The following is a 19,290-nucleotide window of genomic DNA, read 5'->3' as shown; positions in this document are numbered from 1 at the left end:
ACCCATTAAATTTACTCAAATTTCAAAGTCGGATAAATCTGATAATCAAAAAATATAGCTTGTTGATAAGACTTATACTTGATAGCCGTTTTTATTTTCGCTAAAGTTTTTTAATGATAGAATGCGCGCATAAAACATATTTTATTGGAGTTTTTATGAGTAAATTTTTGAAATTTATACTTGCTTTGTTTATCCCCTTTATGCTAAATGCGCAGGACGCCGACTACGGTCCTGAGATACAGAGCATAAAAGATTCATTCGTAAGTATCATGCAACAGTACAAGGACGGCAAGATCGACGAAGCCAAAACCACCACGCAAAATGCGTATTTCGGGCATTTCGAAAATATCGAAGCCGCGATTAGGGTAAATTTGGGACAGAAAAAAGCCTACTCGATGGAGTCTAAATTCGGTAAGATCCGTAAAGCCATCATCGCTAAAAAATCCGTAGAAGAGATACAAGCGATAATGGACGAGCTAAACAAAGAGATGGATGAGGTTTTGCCCGTCATCAACGCCGGTCATAAGCTAGTGGGCGAGTACTCAGACCCTAAAAACGCGGACGCCGCGCAGACAGCCAAGACTACCGAGGCTAGCCAAACTACGGCACAGCCCGCAAGTAGCGCCGCTATCGAGCCGCACTGGCAGGTGGTTTATAACGACATAAAAACAGCCCTTAGCGCTGCCGCAGCAGCCTACGAAAAGGGCGACAAAGACGCCGCAAAGCAGCAGATAAGCAATAAAGCCAAATTTGAGCTTTACCGCAACACGAAGCTGGAAGAGGCTATTCGTAGATTTATAACCGGCGGTCAGGGCATCGACGGCGATATCCAAAAACGAATGGGTTCGGCGATAATCGCGATAAACAACGATGTAGCCGCCGACGTACTAAAGTCAAATTTGGAGGAGCTTGACGCGCTGATATACGAAAACGTAGCCAAGCTGCCTATGGACTCGGGTTCGCTAGCTACTAACGTGGTTTTACCTGATAACGCCGAGGATGACGCGGCTACTGATTTTGCGCCCGTCGTTGCGAGCATAAAGGCAAAAATCGCCGACGCGATCAAACTTTACGCCGCAAAAGACGTAGCTAAAGCTATGAGCGATGCGCAGGATATTTACTTCGACGAGTTCGAAGGTAGCGGCATGGAAAACAAAGTAGGGGCGATAGACGTAGGCCTAAAAACCAAGATAGAAGGAAATTTCGGCGAGGTAGTCGCACTGATGAAGGCGGGCGTGAGCGTCGAGAGACTCCAGCAAGCAGCCGATAATCTGGGCGCAAATTTAGACGCTGCGCTAGAAAAAACAAGCGGCAGCAGCTCCCCTTGGGCGCTATTTGTTTACGCGCTTACTATCATACTTCGCGAGGGATTTGAGGCGCTCATCATCGTAGCGGCCGTCGTGGCGTATCTACTAAAAACCGGCAACGAAAAGCGCATGAGTATCGTTTACAGCTCGCTTGTCGTAGCGGTCGTGTTAAGCTTTGTTATGGCGTGGATTATGAATTTGATTTTTGCCGGCGCTGCAGGTCAAAAAAGAGAGGTGATGGAGGGCGCGGTGATGCTTATTGCCGTAGGACTGCTCTTTTACGTCGGTTTTTGGTTGCTCTCAAACGCAGGCGCAAAAAAATGGAGCAAATATATCCAAAGCCACGTCAGCGAGTCGATATCTGCAGGATCTGCTAAGGCGCTTTGGTGGACGGTGTTTTTAGCTGTTTTTAGAGAGGGTGCGGAGACCGTGCTTTTCTATCAGGCGCTGATTTTTGACGCTAAAGATAGCGCGGGCTACTCGATGATCGCGCTGGGATTTATAGTGGGGCTAGTCATCTTGCTCGTCACTTACTACGTGTTTAAAATTTTTGCTATAAAAATCCCGATCAAGCCGTTTTTCTTGTTCACTTCGGCGATCATTTTTTATATGTCGATCGTGTTTGTGGGCAAGGGGCTTATGGAGTTTGTCGAGGGTAAAATTTTCGTTCCGACCAAGATCGAAGGCTTCCCAACTATCGAGTGGCTGGGTATTTATCCGTATTACGAGAGCTTAGTACCGCAGACTATCATGGTAGCGGCGCTAATCATCGGCGTGATCATAATGAAAAAAAAGCAAGCCAAAGAGGCTTAAATTTGACGTTTCTAGCTTTCGCGGGTTGCCGCGAAGCTTAAAAATAAATTTACAAACCAATTTAAAGGAGAGAACATGAACAAATTTGTTAAAACAGCTTTGGCATTTAGCCTTGCTGCTTCAGTAGCCGTAGCAGGCGAGTTTCCTATCGGCGATCCGGTAGAGATCAACGGCATGGAGATAGCTGCCGTTTATCTAGAGCCGATCGACATGGAGCCAAAAGGCATCGACCTAGCTCCTAGTAAAGCAGACATCCACCTAGAGGCCGACATCCACGCTATCGAGGGAAATAAAAACGGCTTTGCAGCCGGTGAGTGGATCCCTTATCTAAAAGTTAATTACGAGCTAAAAAACCTAGATAACGGCAAAGTTAAAAAAGGCACATTTATGCCTATGGTTGCTCAAGACGGCCCTCACTACGGCGCTAACCTAAAAATGGATACGGGCGTTGGCAACTACGAGCTAAAATTTCATATAGAAAATCCTGAAAAACAAGGCTTCGGTCGTCACGCAGACAAAGAAACGGGCGTAGGTAAATGGTTCGAGCCGTTTACCACGACCTATAAATTCCAATATACCGGAGCGCCTGCTAAATAATTCGGGCTTAGAGCGGCTAAGTCCGCTCTAAATTTTATTCAAATTCTCAAATTACAGGGCTGATCATGTCTATATATTTCGTCCAAGTTATCTCATCGTTACTGGGATTTGTCCTTTTTGCAGCGTTAAACAACGACAAAAAGAGCCTAAAAGCGCTGTTTCTACCCTCGGTTTTGGGTATCGCAGTAGGCATAGTCGTTTTTAAGATCGCTAGACTCACGCTTCACGACGCGGGCGTTAAAATGGTATTTGACGCGGCTACTTTGGTATTTTTGCTAGTTAGCGCGCTTTGGATTTTTATCAAATTTAACCCTGCAAAGATGATAATGTTTTTCGCTCTCGGTGCGGGCTACGGCCTAACCTACGCTCACGCGGGCGCGAATTTTCCGGTATTTGCCGGCGAGCTACTCGATACGCAGTCTATCATCAGCCTATTTTTGATGATATTTGCGTTTTTGCTTTTGCTGATTTTGTTTTTCGTAGTTTCAAATTTAAAAGAGTGTCTCTGCAAGCACGTCTTATGGACGTTTTCGCTTCTTTCGCTTGCGGTTTTGATAGTGCAGGCTATTTCAAACACGGGGCTTGAGTTTATGCGAGCGGGCATGATACCTACGTATCCGTGGGCGCTCTCGCTCGTGGCTAAGGGCATTTATTATACGACGTTTGCGCAGTATTTTTTCATCTTTTTAGTTTTGGTTTTGGCGGTTATAAATTTCAAAAAACGCCCGGCTCCGCTGGTAAAATCAGTCGTGGGCTCAAATAAATTTAGATTTAACAACGCGGCTAGAAATTTCATGGCGGCAAACTCCAAAAGCAGCATAACTATTGTCGTCACGGCTCTGATTTTTGGGCTTTACTACGACCTGCACGCATCTAAACCGCCCGAGATCTCTGATCCTATCATCGTAGAACCAGTAAATAACGAGTTTAAATTTGACGTGGCAGAGCTAGCCGACAACGAACTTCACCGCTACGCCTATATAAACGACGAGGGCAGGGAGATAAGGTTTTTTCTTTTAAACCGCTTTTCAGACCGCGCTTCGCCGATCATCGTCTTTGACGCGTGCGCGATATGTGGCGATATGGGCTACGTCAAAAAGGGCGGCGATCTCATCTGCATCTCGTGCAATGTACGCATTTTCTTGCCATCAGTTGGCAAAGAGGGCGGCTGCAACCCGATACCTATGCCTTTTGAATTTGACGGCAAATTCGTAACCGTAACGCTTGATACCATCCAAAGCGGCGCGAACTATTTCTCAAAAGTCGTCGAAAAAATGGTGCTAGATCCGGTAAGCCGCAAAAAAGTAAGCAACATCGGCTCGAAATCTTATTTATACTACAACAGGACGTATTTCTTTGAAAACGAAAATACTCAGGCGGAATTTGAAGCCAACCCTGAAAAATACGTCGATATAAACGGGACTTTAAAATGAAAAATATGCAACTAAGGCTTATAAAAAGCTCGATCACCGGCTCTAAGGTGCAAAAAGGTATGGCTTTTATCACCATACTTTTGGCGACGGTTTTGATCGCTTGTATGCTAAATATCACGCTAAAAATCGGCGATCAGATCGCTAGCGAGCTGCGCGGATACGGCTCAAACATCGTCGTCTTGCCAAAGGGCGAAGCGCTAGCCATCGAGATCGAGGGTAAAAACTTCACTCCGCTAAAATCGCAAAACTACCTAAACGAAGAGGATTTGCATAAGATCAAGGAAATTTTCTGGCGAAACAACATCGTGGCGTTTGCGCCGTTTTTAAATGGCGAGGTAAAAGACGCTAGCGGCGAAAAATACCAAATTACGGGCACTTGGTTTGACAAATTTGCAAACGTTGCCGACGAGCCCGAGTTTAAAACGGGTGTAAAAACGCTGTTTGGCTTTTGGGCGGTTGAGGGTAAATGGATAGAAGACGACGATACGCAAAACGTGCTCGTGGGCGAAAATTTAGCCGCAAAGCGAAATTTGAGCGTCGGCGGCGAGCTAAATTTAAACGGACATAACGTAAAAATCGCGGGCATCCTAAAAGGAGCGGGCGAAGAGAGCTATAAGATCGTAACCTCGCTAAAGCTAGCTCAGGAGCTTCTAAATAAGCCCGGACAGTACTCAAAAGCCGAGGTTTCGGCGATGACAATCCCGGAAAACGACCTCTCCGTCAAGGCCAGGCGAAATTTAGACAACCTAGACAGCGCCGAATACGATATGTGGTACTGCTCGGCCTATGTTAGCTCCATAGCCTATCAGATCGAGGAGAATTACGCGGGCGTAGCGGCAAAAGCGATGATGCAGGTAAGCGACGCCGAGAGTAATATCGTAAAAAAAATCCAAAGCCTAATGGGTATCGTTAGTGTTATCGCGCTTGCGGTCTCCTCTATCGGCATTACATCGCTGATGACTAGCGAAATTTACAGGCGTAAAAAAGAGATCGGCCTGCTAAAAGCCATAGGTGCGAGCAACTTTGAAATTTACGCTCTTTTTGCGAGCGAAAGCCTAGTCGTGGCGTTTTTCGCGGGCATTTTGGGAGCGTTTTTGGGTTACGCGCTAAGCTACATAATCGCTTACAGTATCTTTGGTTACGGCATCGGCATAGCGTGGATCGTGCTTCCGCTTAGTATCGCTTTTGCGCTTCTTATCTCGATCGCGGGCTCGCTCGTGCCGATGAGAAGCGTAGTTAAACTCTTGCCTGCGGAGGTGCTATATGATCGCAAATAAGGGCTTTTTTTATAACGTTATCTTTAAAAGCCTGCGCTTTGGCGCGGCTAGAGTGGGCGTCATCATCGTCTCTATCCTGCTTGGCGCGTGCGTGACGGCGGCCTTTGTAAACGTATATCTTGATATCGACTCAAAAGTAACGAAGGAGCTAAAAAGCTACGGCGCAAACGTGGTTTTTGCTCCCGCAGACCCGGTTAGCGACGAGGTAAACGAGGCTAAATTTAACGAAAAGATCGCCAAAATCCCAAGCGACAAGCTAATCGGACAGAGCGGATATCTTTTCACGCAGGTAAACATAGGTCCAACGACCGCGATCGCTATGGGCGTCAAATTTAGCGATTTAACGCGGGTTAAGCCGTTTTTGGAGGTTAAAGAGGGGCAGGGCATAACGCTTGATTTTGACGAGAGAAACGCGCTAATCGGCACCGATCTAGCCAAACAAAGCGGCTTTAAGGTCGGCGACGTGATCGAAGTAAGACAAATCGGCGCGAACGCGGGCGAAAAAGTAAAGATCCGTGGCATCGTGCAAGACGGCGACAAAGAGGACTCGCTACTCATCATCTCGCTGCCTCTAGCGCAAAAGATAGCAAACGAGCCAAACACGCTAAACTACGCCGAAGCCGTAGTAACGGGCAAATTTGACTACATCAGCGAGCTTGGCAAGAGCCTTAGCGACGAGCAAATTTCGGTTAAACCCGTGGCTAAAATTTCAAAATCAGAGGGCCTAATTTTGGATAAGATTAAGCTTTTGATGGCGCTAGTTAGCTTTGTTATCTTGCTTATCACTTCAATGTGCGTAAACACGACGCTAAGCGCGATTTTGTTCTCGCGCTCAAAGGAGATTGCGTTGCTTAGGGCGCTGGGGGCCAGCAAGAAAAACGTGCTAAATTTGTTCGGCGTCGAGACCTTCGTCACTGCGTTTGCGGCGGCTTTGGCGGGTGCTATTTTAGGCTACGGTTTGGCGCAAATTTTAGGCTACGCGATTTTTGATTCGAGCATAGATTTTAGATTTATGAGCATACCGATAGCGATGGTTATCTCGCTCGTTTTTGCTGGCGTGGCCTCGATCTATCCGATCAAACGGGCGCTGGAAAACAAGATGGCCGATATTTTAAGAGGAGAATGATATGCAATACGCGATAAGATTAAACGGGATAGAAAAAAGATTTGGCGAAGTAAGGGCGCTGGAGGGCATTACCTTTGACGTAAACGCCGGCGAGTGGGTCAGCATAATGGGGCCAAGCGGTAGCGGTAAAAGTACGCTGGTAAATATCCTCTCGCTGATGGACGAGCCAACAGCTGGCACGTACACGCTAGGCGGAGACGACGCTAGCAGACTTAGCGACGAGGAGACGCTCAAATTTCGCCGCGAAAAGATCGGGCTGATATTTCAGCAGTTTCACCTCATCCCCTACCTAAACTGCGTCGAAAACGTGATGATAGCGCAGTACTATCACAGCAGCGTGGACGAAGAGGACGCTAAAAAGGCGCTCGAGCGAGTGGGGTTAGGGCACAGGCTAGATCACCGTCCGAGTCAGCTTAGCGGCGGCGAGCAGCAGCGTCTGTGCATCGCGCGCGCCCTCATCAACGATCCTGATATTTTGATAGCCGACGAGCCGACTGGTAACCTAGACGAAGCCAACGAACGCGTGGTTTTGGAGCTATTTCAAAAGCTGCGAAGCGAAGGCAAAACCATCCTGCTCATCACGCACAACCCCGATCTTGGGCAGTTTGGCGACAAGATCGTCTATCTAAGGCACGGCAAGATGGAAAATATCCACTACGTGAGCGACGGCGAGCGTGCGGAGGCATGCGAGAGGCTAGCAAGCGAACCAAAAGGTCAAACCGCCTTTGCTACGGTTTAAATTTGGGAGAGTTATGATAAAAAAATATATACTTTTAGTTTTTGCGGCGGCGATGATAGCTGGCTGCGGAAATAGCGGCTTTGATAAACACCACATTAGCCTAAACTCGCCAAAGGGCGTCGATACGCACTATTTTCCCGAGGGCAGACGACTCAAAACGGACGGCAAGCCATACATGCTATTTTTCTTCGGCACTTCTTGCGGCGCCTGCGTAGCGCAAGCTCCGATCGTAAATGAAATTTACTACGAATTTAAGGACAAATTCGGCGTTTACGGGATATTTGGACCCAGCCTCGGATTTGATAAAGATATCGACATGGTTAGGCAGCACCATATTGCCTACGACGTGATTAGCGATAAGGTTTCGGTTGATTATTTTAGCAAGGCCGTAGGCGGCGTGATGGGCGTGCCCGCGATATTCGTCTTTGACGGCGAGGGCAATCTCAAAAAGCGCTTCATTGGACTCACGCCAAAAGCAACCCTTGAAAACGAGATCAAGCTCGTGTTATAAATTTACTCAAACGTAAAGATTTAGTAGTAAAATACGCTTAAATTTGATCCTAAATTTGACCCGTCCGCGTTAAATTTGCGGCGGTCAAATTTGAATAAGGAGACGCGAAATGAAACCAAAAATTTTCTCTATTTTGCTATTTGCGATTTTTTTCGTAGGCTGCGGCGAGCCCCGCACGCCAGAGCTTTATGCTAGAAGCACGGTGCCGATTTTCATCACTAACGGCGACGTGAAAAAAGCCTCGCGCAGCGTCTACGTTTACTTTAAAAACTCCTGCGGCTACGCAAACACGCTAGAAAATACCGTGCGAAACAAGCTACTGCAAAACGGCTTTACGCAAAGCATGGACCAAAAGAGCGCCGATATAGTGATAATGGGCGATTTTGCGAGCTTGCAGCGCTTTGAGCGACGCGAACGCCCGCGCGCGTATATGAGCATGGGTTACGGCTGGGGCGGCTACGGATACAGGCGTAACATGGGCTTTGGCATGCTTTTTGGCGACCCGTTTGACGATGATTTTTACGACAGGACGGATTATTATCTTTATAGAGCCTTTATCAGCGTGATGATCCGCGCAAACGGCAGCGAACAAAGAACCAATCTCGAGATCGAAAGCGGCCAAAATCTTTATTCGCCAAGTTATATAATCCCATACATAGAAGAAAAAGCGGCGACGCAGATACTTAGTTTCTTTTATCCTTAGCGGCTTGTCTTTTTCCTTTATACTTCGCTTTGCTTCGTTGCACTCGCAACTGCAAGCAGAAGGAAATTTCGCCGAAGCTCGGTTACGTATTTTATATACGCGCCCTCGCTCGGCTCATTTCCGCCTCGTCTAAAGAAAAAATACTTCACCTTATCGTTTTACGCTCAAATTTAAAGTCAAATTTGTCAATTTCGGCTTCAAATTTTACCCACCGAGACCCGCACCTTGAAAATGTAAATTTGAGTTTTTAAATTTTACACATCGATTCAGACTATTCACTCTTTGCCTAAAATTTACGTTTATCAAATTTAACTTCTCTAGCGTCAAAAACGAAAATCAAGATTTTTTCAAATATTTTTCTATATAATTATGATACAAAAAATTAAAATTATCATAAAGGATACTAAATGAGATTAGCTATCAGTCTGGCTGCGGCTGCGACGGCGCTATTTGCAAACGGCGCAAATCCCGACGTCATAAAGCCGATAAAGGATTTTACGCCTCCGCCGCCTTATACGCCAAACATCGCCCAAAGCGCGTTTCCCGAAAACCAATTCGACCGCGCGCCTAGGGATGATTATTTTTTCGTGACGGATTTGCTTGATAATTCTATGAATAAATTTCACGTCGCGGGCGGATTTTACGGCAGGACGTTTTACGGTTCGGGACTTTTTAAATACCGCGGCGCAAATTTCTACACGATTTTAAACGCGAACTTTTCTAAAGCCAACCGCTACAAAGACGGCGGCGGCAGAGAGTGGAACTACGGCTACGCCAGGCAGGGGCAAAGCGCAGTCGTGGGTTTCGTGCCTAGCGAGCTAAGCGAGTTTAGATTTACGCTCGTACACGACAACATCGACGACGACAAGCAGCCTCACCATCTAATGGATGCCGTTAAAACCGAGCGATACGTCGGTAAATTTAACGCTCGTATCGGCGCGGAGGATCTATCAAATACGCTAAATTTCGAGCTGATGCTACGCGACGTGAGCAGAAACGCCGACAACTATCATCTAAGGAGCGCGGCGCAGACGGTCAAGGTCGAACTGGATAGAAAAATCGTGGACGCCGAGCTAAAATACGACGCGGATTTTGGCGATTTTCATAATCTTGCGGGCATCAGCTATCAGCACGATAATCACGAGGGCAAAAGATATCAGAGGCAACCGAGCGGATGGGTTTTTAACGGATATAGATTTGCCGACGTGACAAATAAACGAACGAGGATTTTTGATACGCTAAGCTATAAATTTAACGACGCTCACAAGCTTAGTTTAGCTCTAAACTACGACTGGATGAGATCAAATTTAAAGGGGCTAAACGAGCCCTATTTTGCGCCCGCCGCACCGCTTAGAACGGTAAAAGGGCTTATCCGCAGCGTTTATGGATATGATTTTGACAGTAGCGTCAAGCAAGATGGCCTAAGCGCTAGCCTAAAATACGATTTCACGCCAAACGAGCTGGATAGCTACTACGCGGCGCTTGAGAGCTTGCAGCGCATACCCGGCAACATGGAGCGATTTAACACGCTTTACGGTCCGATGAATAACGGCTGGGTGAGCAACCCGCTGCTAAAACCGGAGCGTCACAACCGCGTAAATTTGGGCTTTACTTACAAGAGCGAATTTTATAAAGATTACTTAAGTTCGCGCCAGGGCGAGGATAGCTTTAGCGTGGGCGGGCACTTTATCGCAGACGACGTGCAGGATCTGGTTATCTACGATCGCCGTCATGCCGCTTCATCCACGCCGCCAATAAACAGAAACGCCGTCATCACGCGTAACGTCGACGCTAGAATTTACAGCGTAAATTTGCGCGGCGAGTATAACTTCGCGCGAAATTTCGGGCTAAAAACTTCGTTATTTTACAACTACGGACAAAACAAAACTGACGGCAGACCGCTCTATCAGATCCGCCCGTTTGAGGCAAATTTGGCCTTTGATTACAAAGACTACGCGAGCTTTGGCAGCTACAATATCGGCACTGCGGTGCGCTACGTAGCAAAGCAAAATAGGGGAGATTTTGATAAAACCACCGGCTTTGGCATCGATAAGCGCGAAGCGGCTAGGAGCTTTACGACGATGGACGTTTACGGCGGATTTGAGTTTAAAAACAGCTGGGGCGTGAGGCTGGGCGTGACAAATATCTTTGATAAAGATTACGCCGAGTTTATCAGCGGCGAGCACGTAGGGGCGCTAGATCCTGCGGTGGTGCATGCGCCGGGGAGGGCGGTGTTTGTCAGCTTTCACTCTAGTTTTTAAAACTTAAGCGGCGGCTTGTCTTTTTGCCCTATACTTCGTTACTTTTAAATTTGGCTCGGTCATTACCTATATGGTAACTCCCGTCGCCAAATTTAAAAGCGCCTCGTCTAGAGCAAAAATACTTCGCCTTATTTTTTTGATTCAAATTTGAAGTCAAATTTGCAAATTTGGGTTGCCAAGACCCGCACCTTGAAAATGCAAATTTAAATTTGCGACGCTTTGCGTCAGCAAAGCAATGTCGCCACTTCTAACGTGCAGTGGGGCTGGAGAGGGTTTGGGAGAGGAAGGGGCGACGCTTCGTAAGTAGAACCCCTTCCTCTCCCAAAGTAAAGAGAAAGGTGAACACCAAAGGGAGCTATTTTGCTAGCTTCGCTCGCAACTGCTAGCAGGGCGTAATTCAAGCCCCTTCCCCCATAACAAGAAAGTAAAAGTTGAAAGTCGTTTTATTAAATTTTAAATTTACCGTCCAAATTTAATGAATCAAATCAACTAAAAACCAAGATTTAAATCAAGGTTTTATATTTAAATCTTGGATATAATTATCAAAAATAAGTTGAGGTAAGCTCAAATTTACCTCGAGTAAATTTAGTATTTTCGCGGTGCGGGTCTGGACGGGTCAAATTTAGCTATTAAATTTTACGATCAAATTTGATGCCCGGGGCGAGCCGCGAAGCGAAACGAAATAAAATTTAAAATCTTAATACAAGGAGAAAGTTATGAACAGACGAGGATTTTTAGGACTCGGAGCGGCGCTGGGCGCGACGACGATGGCTCCTAGCCTTTTTGCGAAGGAAAACTTTACGATGTGGGGCGCGCCGGCGATCCCTAGCGTGATAATGGCCGTGGCAAGCATGCAAGGCGAGCTAGCAAAGACGCACGACGTGAAGCTGCGCATCTGGAACACTCCGGACGTCCTGCGCGCGGGAGTGGCTAGCGGCGATATCAAGGTCACTATGTCGCCCTCAAACGTTGCTGCAAACCTGCGAAACCAGGGGTTAAATTTCGCGATGTTAAATTTACTCACGCTAGGCGTTATGAACGCGATGATAAAGGACGAAAGCATCAAGACGCTCGAGGACTTCGTCGGCAAAAAAATCATAATGCCGTTTAAAAACGATATGCCCGACCTCGTGCTACGCGCGCTTTGCAAGAAACGCGGCATAGACGCGAGCAAACTTGACATCACGTACACCCAGACTCCGCCTGAAGCGGTGGGGCTGTTTATCCAAAAGGACTACGACGTGCTTATCGTGCCGCAGCCTCTTAGCGAGGCGACGATTTTGCGCGGTAAAAAAGCGGGCGTAGCTGTGCATTACGGGCTTGATTTTCCTAAAATTTGGGGCGAGAGCTTTGGTGCTAAACCATACATCCCGATGGCGGGTATCATCGTAAACGTGGACTACTACGAGGCAAATCGCGCGCTTTTTGAGACGCTGCACTCTGATCTAACGAGCGCGCTAAAATGGATACTAGAGAACAAACAAAGCGCGGCTAAAATCGGCGCCGAGTATCTGCCGGCTCCAGAGCCTGCGCTAGCAGGGGCTTTTGATAAGGCAAATTTAACGGTAACAAAAGCGCATGAGTTGCAAGATGACGTGATGGCGTTTTTTGAGCAAATTTTCGAGTTTAATCCAAAGCTTCTCGGCGGCAAAATGCCTGATAAGAGCCTATTTTTATGATACTTATCGATAACGTCAAAAAAGACCGCGGCGCGTTTTTAAAGGTCGCGGACTACCTTTGGGGCGGATTTAGCGGGTTTGCCACGATAGCGCTTATCATCGCGCTTTGGCAGATCGGCAGCGAGCTGGGAGGAGAGTTTTTGCTCCCGGCTCCGCAGGCTGTTTTCGTGCGGGCTTACGAGCTTTTGGCGGATTATAAAAATAGCGAGATAAACATCACTCTCGTGCGCTCGCTAGTCGGAGTCGGTACGGCCTGTGCCATCGGTATCACGCTGGGGCTGGTTGCTGGAGCATATAAAAGCTTTGCCGCATTTTTAAAGCCCGTGATCACTACGCTGCTTTCTATGCCGCCTATTATTTGGATCGTTTTAGCTATATTTTGGTTCGGGTTTGGAAACGCGAGCACTATTTTTACGATCATTATCACGGTTTTGCCGCTAACATTTGCTAGCTCGATGGTCGGCATGATGAGCGTTAGCGAGGAGCTAAAGGAGATGTTTGACGCCTATAAACTAGGTGTTTGCAAAAAGATTCGCCACCTATACGTTCCGCATCTAACTAGCCACATCATCAGCTCTCTAAGCGTCGCCGTAGGTATGGGCGTAAAGATCGTCATCATGGGCGAGCTGCTAGGCGCGAACGACGGTATGGGCGCAAAGATCGCAAGTGCGCGCGTGATGCTAGATACCACCGAAGTGATGGCCTACGTCGTGCTCACTATCGCTATCATTATGCTTTTTGAGTATCTGGTTATCGAGCCGCTCAAGATCACGCTAATGCCGTGGAAAAGGTAGTTTGCTATGCTGGAACTTCAAAATTTAGAATACGAAATTTTACGCGACAAGGTCGTACGCGACTTTAGCTTAAAGGTCGGCGCGGGCGAAGTGGTGACGCTCTTTGGTGCGAGCGGCTGCGGTAAAACCACGATCCTACGCCTGATCTCGGGCCTCATAGATCCGCGCAAGGGAAAAATAATCAATAAATTTAATAAAACGACCTATCTGTTTCAAGAAAATCGCCTGCTCGAGTGGAAAAATGCGCTCGAAAACGTATTGCTCGTGATGGATGAGCCCGATGAAAAGACCGTGCTAGAGCTCTTTGCCAGGCTTGGGCTAACGGAAAAAGACGCGCTAAAGTACCCTGACGAGCTAAGCGGCGGTATGCGTCAAAGGGTTGCTTTCGTGCGGGCGATCGTGACAAGGCCTGATTTACTGCTGATGGACGAGCCGTTTTCGGGGCTTGATTACGATATGAAAGAAATCCTGATAGACATCGTCACGCGCCGCGTAGAGGATGGTATGAGCGTCGTGTTGGTGACTCACGATAGGATGGAGGCCGCGCGCATGTCTAGTAAAATTTGCTTTTTAGCGAGCAAGGGCGCAGTAATCGAGCGCGAGCTGGAGCTTCGCCGTGCCTTTTCGCAGCGAGATTTTGCCTACGCTAGCGGCGTGGTAGAGGAAAATTTTAAAGGAAAAATTTATTATGATTAACGACTTTTTCACTCATCCGATGAGAATTTTTTTCCTTACGAGCGCGGTTTGCGCGGTGCTAGGCGGAGCGATATTTTTTACGCCCGTGGATTTTGTTAGCTGGCACAAATTTATCTTTTTGCACCTTGTCGCGGCCCTTGCGTATGCGGGATTTTTGCTAACGGGGCTAACTGATTGGACGAATTTTAGCGGAGGGCTAAAAAAGCACGCCTGCGCGATGTTTGCGTTTTTTGCGGCGAGTTTTGTTAGCGCATTTTTTAGCCTATTTGCGGCGCACTTTTTTATGGCGCTTTTTTGGGTGTATCTGGCCGGGCTTTGCGTTTATATGATCTGGCTTGACCGCAACGACGATCAGCTGGGCGTTTTAGCATTTTTACTAGGCATTCTTGGCTTTGAGATTTACTATCTGCTTAGCGGCGAGGAGAGATTTCTAAATTTACAAATTCACCTACATGTTATCGCGATTTTGCTTATATCTTTTCGCGTTAGCGTGGTGCTTGGCAAAGAGGCGCTAAACCGCGAGCCGGGTATGCAAGACGCGGCTTTCGTGCCAAATTTCGTCTATAAAAACATCGCGATCGTTAGCGTTTGCGCGTTTTTGTTAGTTAGCGTGTTTTTTGAAGGCAGCAAGGCGGTAAATTTTGCCGCGATAGCCTGCGGTAGCGCGATTTTAGCCAAGCTAAAAGAGTGGCATTACAAGGAGCTTTTGCGCCATAGTTTCGTGATTTATTACTACTTGATGCAGCTTTTGCTAGCCGCGGGCTACATCGTTTACGGCGCGAGCGGGATTTTGGGACTGGGGCTGGAGACAAACATGCTGCACGTCATCGCGCTAAACGGCATTATTTTTAGCATTATGCTTATCTTTAACATCGCAGGCCTGCGTCACAGCGGGCAGGAGCTTGAGTTTTTACGCCTGAGCAAGATCGCCTTTGTGCTCGTTATTGTTGCCGGCATTTGCAGAGGCTTTTTGGCTTACGTTTGGAGCGGATTTTACATCCATCTGCCCGCAACCCTCATCGCCGTAGCCTTCGCGCTTTGGTTTATTGATTTTTATAAAATTTTCAGAGATAACGAGTTTAGCGACGATCCTGGGTAGGCTAATCTAGCGTCCTTTTATACCTAGCGAGCGATATGGCCGTGCTAACGCATAAAAACGCCAAAATCGCGGCTAGGTCGTAGTAAAAATCGCTAAGCTGGGCGCTTTTTAGCCATACGCCTCTAATGATACGCAAAAAATGCGTCAGCGGAAAGCACTCGCCGATAAACCGCGCCCACGCCGGCATCCCGTAGAAAGGAAACATAAATCCCGATAGCAGCATCGAAGGCAAAAAGAAAAAATAAGTCATCTGCATCGCCTGCAGCTGGTTGCGAGCTAGCGTGCTAAAGGTAAAACCCACGCCCAAATTTGCAAGCATCAGCAAGGTGCAAGCCGTAAAAAGCGCTACCCAGTCGCCGATAGCGGGTAGCCCGAAAAGAAGCCTGGCTATCAACAAAAGCGCGCCTACTTGCAGGTAGGCTATGAGCAAGTAGGGTAAAATTTTGCCTATCATCACTTCGGCCGGGCGCAGAGGAGCGGCGAGGAGATTTTCCATCGTGCCACGCTCAAACTCCCTCGTCACCGAGATGCTAGTTAGCAGGATCGTCGTTAGCGTGAGCAAGATACCCATAAGTCCCGGGATGATCTGATAGCGTGTGAGTAGCTCCGGGTTGTAGCGAGAGTGCGCGCGCAGCTCAAATTCCATTCTAGGCTGCGCGTAGCCGGGCTTATCTCTAGCTAGAGCTTGCTCGAATGCCGTTTGCAGCGCGCCCGCGGCACCCGAGTTTGCCGAGGGGTCGGTGGCGTCAGTAGCGATTAAAATTTTAGGCGTTTGGCCTCGCATAAGGTCGCGTTCTAAATTTGGCGGAAAATAGATAATAAACTGCGCCTCGCCGCTTTGCATCATGGCTTCGGCTCTATCCGCGTCCGTGCCGACGTGTTTGACGTCGAAAAACTCCGTATTTTTCATCGCGCTAACTAGCGAGCGGGTGAGCTTGCCGCCGCCCTCTGCTATCACTACGGCTGAGGGCAGGTGGCGCGGGTTGTTATTTATCGCGTAACCAAAAAGTAGCATCAGCATCAGCGGCATCGCGATGATCATCGCTAGCGTCGCGCGGTCTCTTAAAATTTGACGAAACTCTTTTACAATCATCGCCGCGGTTCTAGAAAACGAGATAAATTTCATCGTCACTCCTAAAACCGCTCGTCTTTATAAAGCTCTAGCAGATGGATGAAAACATCCTCCAGGCTCGCTTTTATCGGCATTAGGCTTAGCTCGCCTTGCGGTATCGCAAGGCCTCTAACTGCCTCTTGCAGCATGGCCTCGTCCTTTGCGGTTACGTGATAGCCGTTACCGAACGCAGAAACGCTAAGCGCGGCGTTTGAGGCTAGCAGCGACGCCGCTTCGCCCGCCTTATCTCCGCTTAGCTGCCAGACGTTTAGATTATAGCCGGCTATGATGTCTGATTGCGTGCCGCGGGCTAGGATCTTGCCGTAGGCGATGTATATGAGCTCGTGGCAACGCTCGGCCTCGTCCATGTAGTGCGTGGAGACTAGCACTGTGATGCCGTCCTGGGCTAGTTCGTGGATGATATCCCAAAACTCGCGTCTAGCCTTTGGATCTACGCCCGCCGTGGGCTCGTCGAGTAAAAGCAGCTCCGGGCCATGCACGAGGCACATCGCAAGCGCTAGCCGCTGTTTCCAGCCGCCCGATAAACTGCCCGCTAGGTGGTTTTGACGCGGGGCTAGGTCTAGGCGGTCTAGGATTTGATTTACGGCGGCTTTGTGGTTTTTGACTGCAAAAAGCCTAGCGATAAATTCCAAATTTTCCCTCACGCTAAGGTCGTCGTACCAGCCGAATTTCTGCGTCATATAGCCCGTTTTTAGGCGTATGGCTTCGCTTTGGCTGCGGAAATCATACCCCAGACAGTTGCCGCTACCGCCGTCTGGCTTTAAAAGGCCGCAAAGCATGCGTATCGCGGTCGTCTTGCCGCTACCGTTTGGTCCTAAAAATCCGCACACGCTGCCCTTTTTGACCCTGATATCTACGCCGTCCGTGATGATCTTTTTGCCGAATTTTTTGGTGAGACCTCTAACGTCGAGGGCGTAGTCGCCGCTCCGTGGTTTCGGGCTCAAATTTGACTCCAAATTTGAGCTTTGGTTTGCGGTTAAATTTGAGGCGTTTGTCAAATTTGAGGGCAAATTTGCGCTGCTAAAATTTACGCGAGAATTTTTATGAAGGCTAAATTTGGCCTTGATCTCGTTTGCTAAATTTAACCCGCTCAAATTTGAAATTTTCCCAGCCGATGGCGGGGCCTTGTCTGCGCCGTAAATTTTACCGCCGCGAGCGTTTAAATTTTGCCCCGGCGAAATTTTGTCTAAATTTAAACGCCGAATTTGAGCAGCGATATTTTTCGCGTTCACGGCTCTAGCCTCGCTTTTATCGGTAGTGACGGGTGCAGGGCGGTTGCGTTGTTTTCGGGCACGGCTTCTACTAGATAGACCAGCGTGCTTTGCGAGGTTTGGTTGTAGATGACGGGCGGGGCGTACTCGGGGGCGGACGCGATTTTTACGATACGAGCGGTAAAGTCCGTGCACCCTTCGCAGCTAATGCGCGCTTTTTGCCCCTCGCGCAGGCTAGGCAGCGCGCCTGCGGGCACGAAAAACCTGATCTTTACCTCGCTAGGCGGCAGCAGCGATAGCACGGGCTGCGAGCTTTGGACGAACTCGCCCGTCTTATAAAATATATCCTCGACGAGTCCGGATTTCGGTGCTAGGACGGCGGTTTGCTCTAGCCTCCACCGCGCGGCGCGCTCGTTAGCTTTGGCCGCTTGTATTTTTGCTTTTAGGCTTGTTATTTGTTCGCTTCTAGCTGGCAAATTTGCGATCTTTAGTGCAGCGTTTAGCTCGCTAGCCAGAGCGTTTGCGCGGTCAAATTCCGCCTTTGCGGCGTCAAATTCTTTTTGCGAAACGGCGTTTTTAGCTAGCAGAGACTTTGCGCGTTCATAGTTAGCCTCCGCGATCCAAAGCGCGGCCTTGGCTTGTTTTAGCTCGGCACCTATCCGCTCGATCTCCTCTGGACGCTTGCCCGTGCTAAGGTCGGCTAGCTCGGCTTCCAGAGCGCTCACGTTAGCCTTTGCGGCGTCTAAATTTGCTAGAGCTTCGGCGCTCTCAAGCGCAAAAAGTGGCTCACTCTCTTGAACGACGGCGCCCTCTTTGACGCTTAAATTTACGATCCGTCCGCTAACGCTAGGCGCGACGCAAAGATAATCTCCCTCGACGTAGCCGTTAAAAAACGCGCTCCCCTTCTCATCCGCGCAGCCTGCAAAAATCAGGATAAAAAAGGCAAAAAACGCGTAAAATTTGCTTAAATTTAAACCCATTTCGCCTCCTTAAAGCCGCTATTTCATTAGCATTATACTCCGCTTTGGTTAAATTTGGCTACATTTTAGGATGCTGCGCGGCACTCGAGAAGGAAATATTTTCGGCGTGTAGGCTTTGGATAGTGCGGTAGAAGAGGCGGTTTTTTATCTCTTTTTAGGAAAGAGCAATTTAAATTTGGAGCAAATTATTGCGGCGATTATAGTATTATTTGCGCTTTAAATTTCTTAGATGTGTTTTATAAGTACTGCAAAAACGGTATTACTAATAAAAAAGGATAAAAAAATATCCAATTTAAGCATTCTTTGAAGATAGAGGTTATATAATTCCCGTTCTAATGATATTAGTTATTAATATTAAATATTGAGGAGAGTGTATGAAAAAAATTATTTCAGGTGCGCTTGTCACATCTATTTTGGCTGCTTCGGCATTTGCTTTTAGTGTAGATGGCAACCCTAGCGTCAAATTCGTTGGTTATAAGTTAGCTAACAAAACAGCCGTCGAGGGTACGTTTAAAGATCTTGGCTTTAAAAGCGCGGAAAACGCAAATTTTGCTGATTTTCTAAAAACCTTTGAGTTTAACATCGATCCTAAAAATATCGATACAAAGTTGCCCGATCGCGACAAACGTATCGGTATGATCTTTGACGGCAACGCAATAACAGCTAAAATCGTATCCGTAAGCGGCGACGAGAAAGCGGGCGAAGCTGAAGTCGAAGTTAGCGTAAAAGGAAACTCAAAGTCTTACAAAACGCAGTATACGGTGGAAGATGGTAAACTAAAGGCTAAAATCGGCATTGATTTGTTGGCTGATTTGAAACTCAATGAGACATTTGAAAAATACGCAGCTTCAGCCAAGCCTTTTCATGGTGGCAAAAGCTATCCCGACGTAGAAATCTCTCTGGAAGCTAAAATAAAATAACTTTCAAATTCG

At 47.7% G+C, this 19,290-nt stretch carries 18 protein-coding genes; 14 read left to right on the top strand and 4 right to left on the bottom strand.

The genetic code is table 11. The annotated features are described in order from the left end of the window. Positions 1-155 precede the first annotated feature (155 nt). From CSHOW_RS09025 to CSHOW_RS08990, 8 genes are all read left to right on the top strand, one after another. A complete protein-coding gene (locus tag CSHOW_RS09025) occupies positions 156-2,120 on the top strand; it encodes an FTR1 family iron permease (protein WP_002948964.1) in 1,965 nt (654 codons plus the stop codon). Positions 2,121-2,195: 75 nt separating this feature from the next. After that, positions 2,196-2,717 (top strand): iron transporter, encoded by a 522-nt coding sequence (locus tag CSHOW_RS09020; protein ID WP_002948966.1) that lies wholly within the window; start codon positions 2,196-2,198, stop codon positions 2,715-2,717. Positions 2,718-2,782: 65 nt separating this feature from the next. After that, the gene (locus CSHOW_RS09015) at positions 2,783-4,150 is read left to right on the top strand and encodes a Fe-S-containing protein (protein ID WP_002948968.1); all 1,368 of its coding nucleotides are present in this window, start codon (positions 2,783-2,785) and stop codon (positions 4,148-4,150) included. Continuing rightward, a complete protein-coding gene (locus CSHOW_RS09010; RefSeq protein ID WP_002948970.1) occupies positions 4,147-5,427 on the top strand; it encodes an ABC transporter permease in 1,281 nt (426 codons plus the stop codon). Before CSHOW_RS09015 ends, CSHOW_RS09010 begins: the two co-directional genes overlap by 4 nt. Then, positions 5,414-6,553 carry an ABC transporter permease gene (locus tag CSHOW_RS09005; RefSeq protein WP_002948972.1) on the top strand — a complete coding sequence of 380 codons (1,140 nt, stop codon included), beginning with the start codon at positions 5,414-5,416 and terminating at the stop codon, positions 6,551-6,553. Before CSHOW_RS09010 ends, CSHOW_RS09005 begins: the two co-directional genes overlap by 14 nt. 1 nt (position 6,554) lies before the next feature. Continuing rightward, entirely contained in the window at positions 6,555-7,292 is a 738-nt protein-coding gene (locus CSHOW_RS09000; RefSeq protein WP_002948973.1) for an ABC transporter ATP-binding protein, read from the top strand. 13 nt (positions 7,293-7,305) lie between these two features. Then, positions 7,306-7,803, top strand: coding sequence for a TlpA family protein disulfide reductase (locus CSHOW_RS08995; RefSeq protein ID WP_002948974.1), 498 nt, complete (start codon positions 7,306-7,308; stop codon positions 7,801-7,803). 109 nt (positions 7,804-7,912) lie between these two features. Then, positions 7,913-8,506, top strand: coding sequence for a hypothetical protein (locus CSHOW_RS08990; protein ID WP_002948976.1), 594 nt, complete (start codon positions 7,913-7,915; stop codon positions 8,504-8,506). 17 nt (positions 8,507-8,523) lie between these two features. Here the strand turns inward: CSHOW_RS08990 and CSHOW_RS10570 are convergent, their stop codons facing one another. Continuing rightward, the gene (locus CSHOW_RS10570; protein ID WP_002948977.1) at positions 8,524-8,655 is read right to left on the bottom strand and encodes a hypothetical protein; all 132 of its coding nucleotides are present in this window, start codon (positions 8,653-8,655) and stop codon (positions 8,524-8,526) included. A gap of 258 nt (positions 8,656-8,913) precedes the next feature. On the opposite strand from CSHOW_RS10570, the gene CSHOW_RS08985 reads away from it, so the two are divergent. The 5 genes from CSHOW_RS08985 to CSHOW_RS08965 all read left to right on the top strand — a co-directional run bounded on the left by CSHOW_RS08985 (position 8,914) and on the right by CSHOW_RS08965 (position 15,035). Continuing rightward, positions 8,914-10,767 carry a TonB-dependent receptor domain-containing protein gene (locus CSHOW_RS08985; RefSeq protein ID WP_002948986.1) on the top strand — a complete coding sequence of 618 codons (1,854 nt, stop codon included), beginning with the start codon at positions 8,914-8,916 and terminating at the stop codon, positions 10,765-10,767. A gap of 716 nt (positions 10,768-11,483) precedes the next feature. Further along, a complete protein-coding gene (locus CSHOW_RS08980; protein ID WP_002948988.1) occupies positions 11,484-12,446 on the top strand; it encodes an ABC transporter substrate-binding protein in 963 nt (320 codons plus the stop codon). Beyond that, complete coding sequence (locus CSHOW_RS08975) at positions 12,443-13,240, top strand: ABC transporter permease (protein WP_002948989.1); 798 nt, start codon at positions 12,443-12,445, stop codon at positions 13,238-13,240. Before CSHOW_RS08980 ends, CSHOW_RS08975 begins: the two co-directional genes overlap by 4 nt. Before the next feature lie 6 nt (positions 13,241-13,246). Further along, a complete protein-coding gene (locus tag CSHOW_RS08970; RefSeq protein WP_002948990.1) occupies positions 13,247-13,936 on the top strand; it encodes an ABC transporter ATP-binding protein in 690 nt (229 codons plus the stop codon). Then, positions 13,929-15,035, top strand: a complete 1,107-nt coding sequence (locus CSHOW_RS08965) for an NnrS family protein (RefSeq protein ID WP_002948991.1) — start codon at positions 13,929-13,931, stop codon at positions 15,033-15,035. Before CSHOW_RS08970 ends, CSHOW_RS08965 begins: the two co-directional genes overlap by 8 nt. Before the next feature lies 1 nt (position 15,036). On the opposite strand, the gene CSHOW_RS08960 is transcribed toward CSHOW_RS08965, so the two are convergent. Genes CSHOW_RS08960 through CSHOW_RS08950 form a run of 3 tightly spaced genes read right to left on the bottom strand, consistent with a single transcriptional unit; the run spans position 15,037 to position 18,358 of the window. Further along, complete coding sequence (locus tag CSHOW_RS08960) at positions 15,037-16,161, bottom strand: ABC transporter permease (protein WP_002948992.1); 1,125 nt, start codon at positions 16,159-16,161, stop codon at positions 15,037-15,039. 8 nt (positions 16,162-16,169) lie between these two features. Continuing rightward, the gene (locus CSHOW_RS08955; protein WP_002948995.1) at positions 16,170-17,399 is read right to left on the bottom strand and encodes an ABC transporter ATP-binding protein; all 1,230 of its coding nucleotides are present in this window, start codon (positions 17,397-17,399) and stop codon (positions 16,170-16,172) included. Continuing rightward, entirely contained in the window at positions 17,396-18,358 is a 963-nt protein-coding gene (locus tag CSHOW_RS08950; protein ID WP_002948998.1) for an HlyD family secretion protein, read from the bottom strand. The genes CSHOW_RS08955 and CSHOW_RS08950 overlap by 4 nt, the downstream gene beginning before the upstream one ends. Positions 18,359-18,732: 374 nt before the next feature. Here CSHOW_RS08950 and CSHOW_RS08945 point away from each other — a divergent pair, with 374 nt between their 5' ends. Next, positions 18,733-19,278, top strand: coding sequence for a YceI family protein (locus tag CSHOW_RS08945; protein ID WP_002949000.1), 546 nt, complete (start codon positions 18,733-18,735; stop codon positions 19,276-19,278). The last annotated feature ends 12 nt before the right edge of the window (positions 19,279-19,290 follow it).

The sequence above is a fragment of the Campylobacter showae genome (assembly GCF_004803815.1).
Taxonomy (GTDB): domain Bacteria; phylum Campylobacterota; class Campylobacteria; order Campylobacterales; family Campylobacteraceae; genus Campylobacter_A; species Campylobacter_A showae.
Note: the sequence above shows the minus strand (reverse complement) of the source record. Positions and strands in the feature narration are given on the sequence as shown.

Excerpts from the sequence above, each read along its gene's own strand:
- CSHOW_RS09025 (WP_002948964.1), top strand. The coding sequence starts at position 156 with ATGAGTAAATTTTTGAAATTTATACTTGCTTTGTTTATCCCCTTTATG.
- CSHOW_RS09020 (WP_002948966.1), top strand. The coding sequence starts at position 2,196 with ATGAACAAATTTGTTAAAACAGCTTTGGCATTTAGCCTTGCTGCTTCA.
- CSHOW_RS09015 (WP_002948968.1), top strand. The coding sequence starts at position 2,783 with ATGTCTATATATTTCGTCCAAGTTATCTCATCGTTACTGGGATTTGTC.
- CSHOW_RS09010 (WP_002948970.1), top strand. The coding sequence starts at position 4,147 with ATGAAAAATATGCAACTAAGGCTTATAAAAAGCTCGATCACCGGCTCT.
- CSHOW_RS09005 (WP_002948972.1), top strand. The coding sequence starts at position 5,414 with ATGATCGCAAATAAGGGCTTTTTTTATAACGTTATCTTTAAAAGCCTG.
- CSHOW_RS09000 (WP_002948973.1), top strand. The coding sequence starts at position 6,555 with ATGCAATACGCGATAAGATTAAACGGGATAGAAAAAAGATTTGGCGAA.
- CSHOW_RS08995 (WP_002948974.1), top strand. The coding sequence starts at position 7,306 with ATGATAAAAAAATATATACTTTTAGTTTTTGCGGCGGCGATGATAGCT.
- CSHOW_RS08990 (WP_002948976.1), top strand. The coding sequence starts at position 7,913 with ATGAAACCAAAAATTTTCTCTATTTTGCTATTTGCGATTTTTTTCGTA.
- CSHOW_RS08985 (WP_002948986.1), top strand. The coding sequence starts at position 8,914 with ATGAGATTAGCTATCAGTCTGGCTGCGGCTGCGACGGCGCTATTTGCA.
- CSHOW_RS08980 (WP_002948988.1), top strand. The coding sequence starts at position 11,484 with ATGAACAGACGAGGATTTTTAGGACTCGGAGCGGCGCTGGGCGCGACG.
- CSHOW_RS08975 (WP_002948989.1), top strand. The coding sequence starts at position 12,443 with ATGATACTTATCGATAACGTCAAAAAAGACCGCGGCGCGTTTTTAAAG.
- CSHOW_RS08970 (WP_002948990.1), top strand. The coding sequence starts at position 13,247 with ATGCTGGAACTTCAAAATTTAGAATACGAAATTTTACGCGACAAGGTC.
- CSHOW_RS08965 (WP_002948991.1), top strand. The coding sequence starts at position 13,929 with ATGATTAACGACTTTTTCACTCATCCGATGAGAATTTTTTTCCTTACG.
- CSHOW_RS08960 (WP_002948992.1), bottom strand. The coding sequence starts at position 16,161 with ATGAAATTTATCTCGTTTTCTAGAACCGCGGCGATGATTGTAAAAGAG.
- CSHOW_RS08950 (WP_002948998.1), bottom strand. The coding sequence starts at position 18,358 with ATGGGTTTAAATTTAAGCAAATTTTACGCGTTTTTTGCCTTTTTTATC.
- CSHOW_RS08945 (WP_002949000.1), top strand. The coding sequence starts at position 18,733 with ATGAAAAAAATTATTTCAGGTGCGCTTGTCACATCTATTTTGGCTGCT.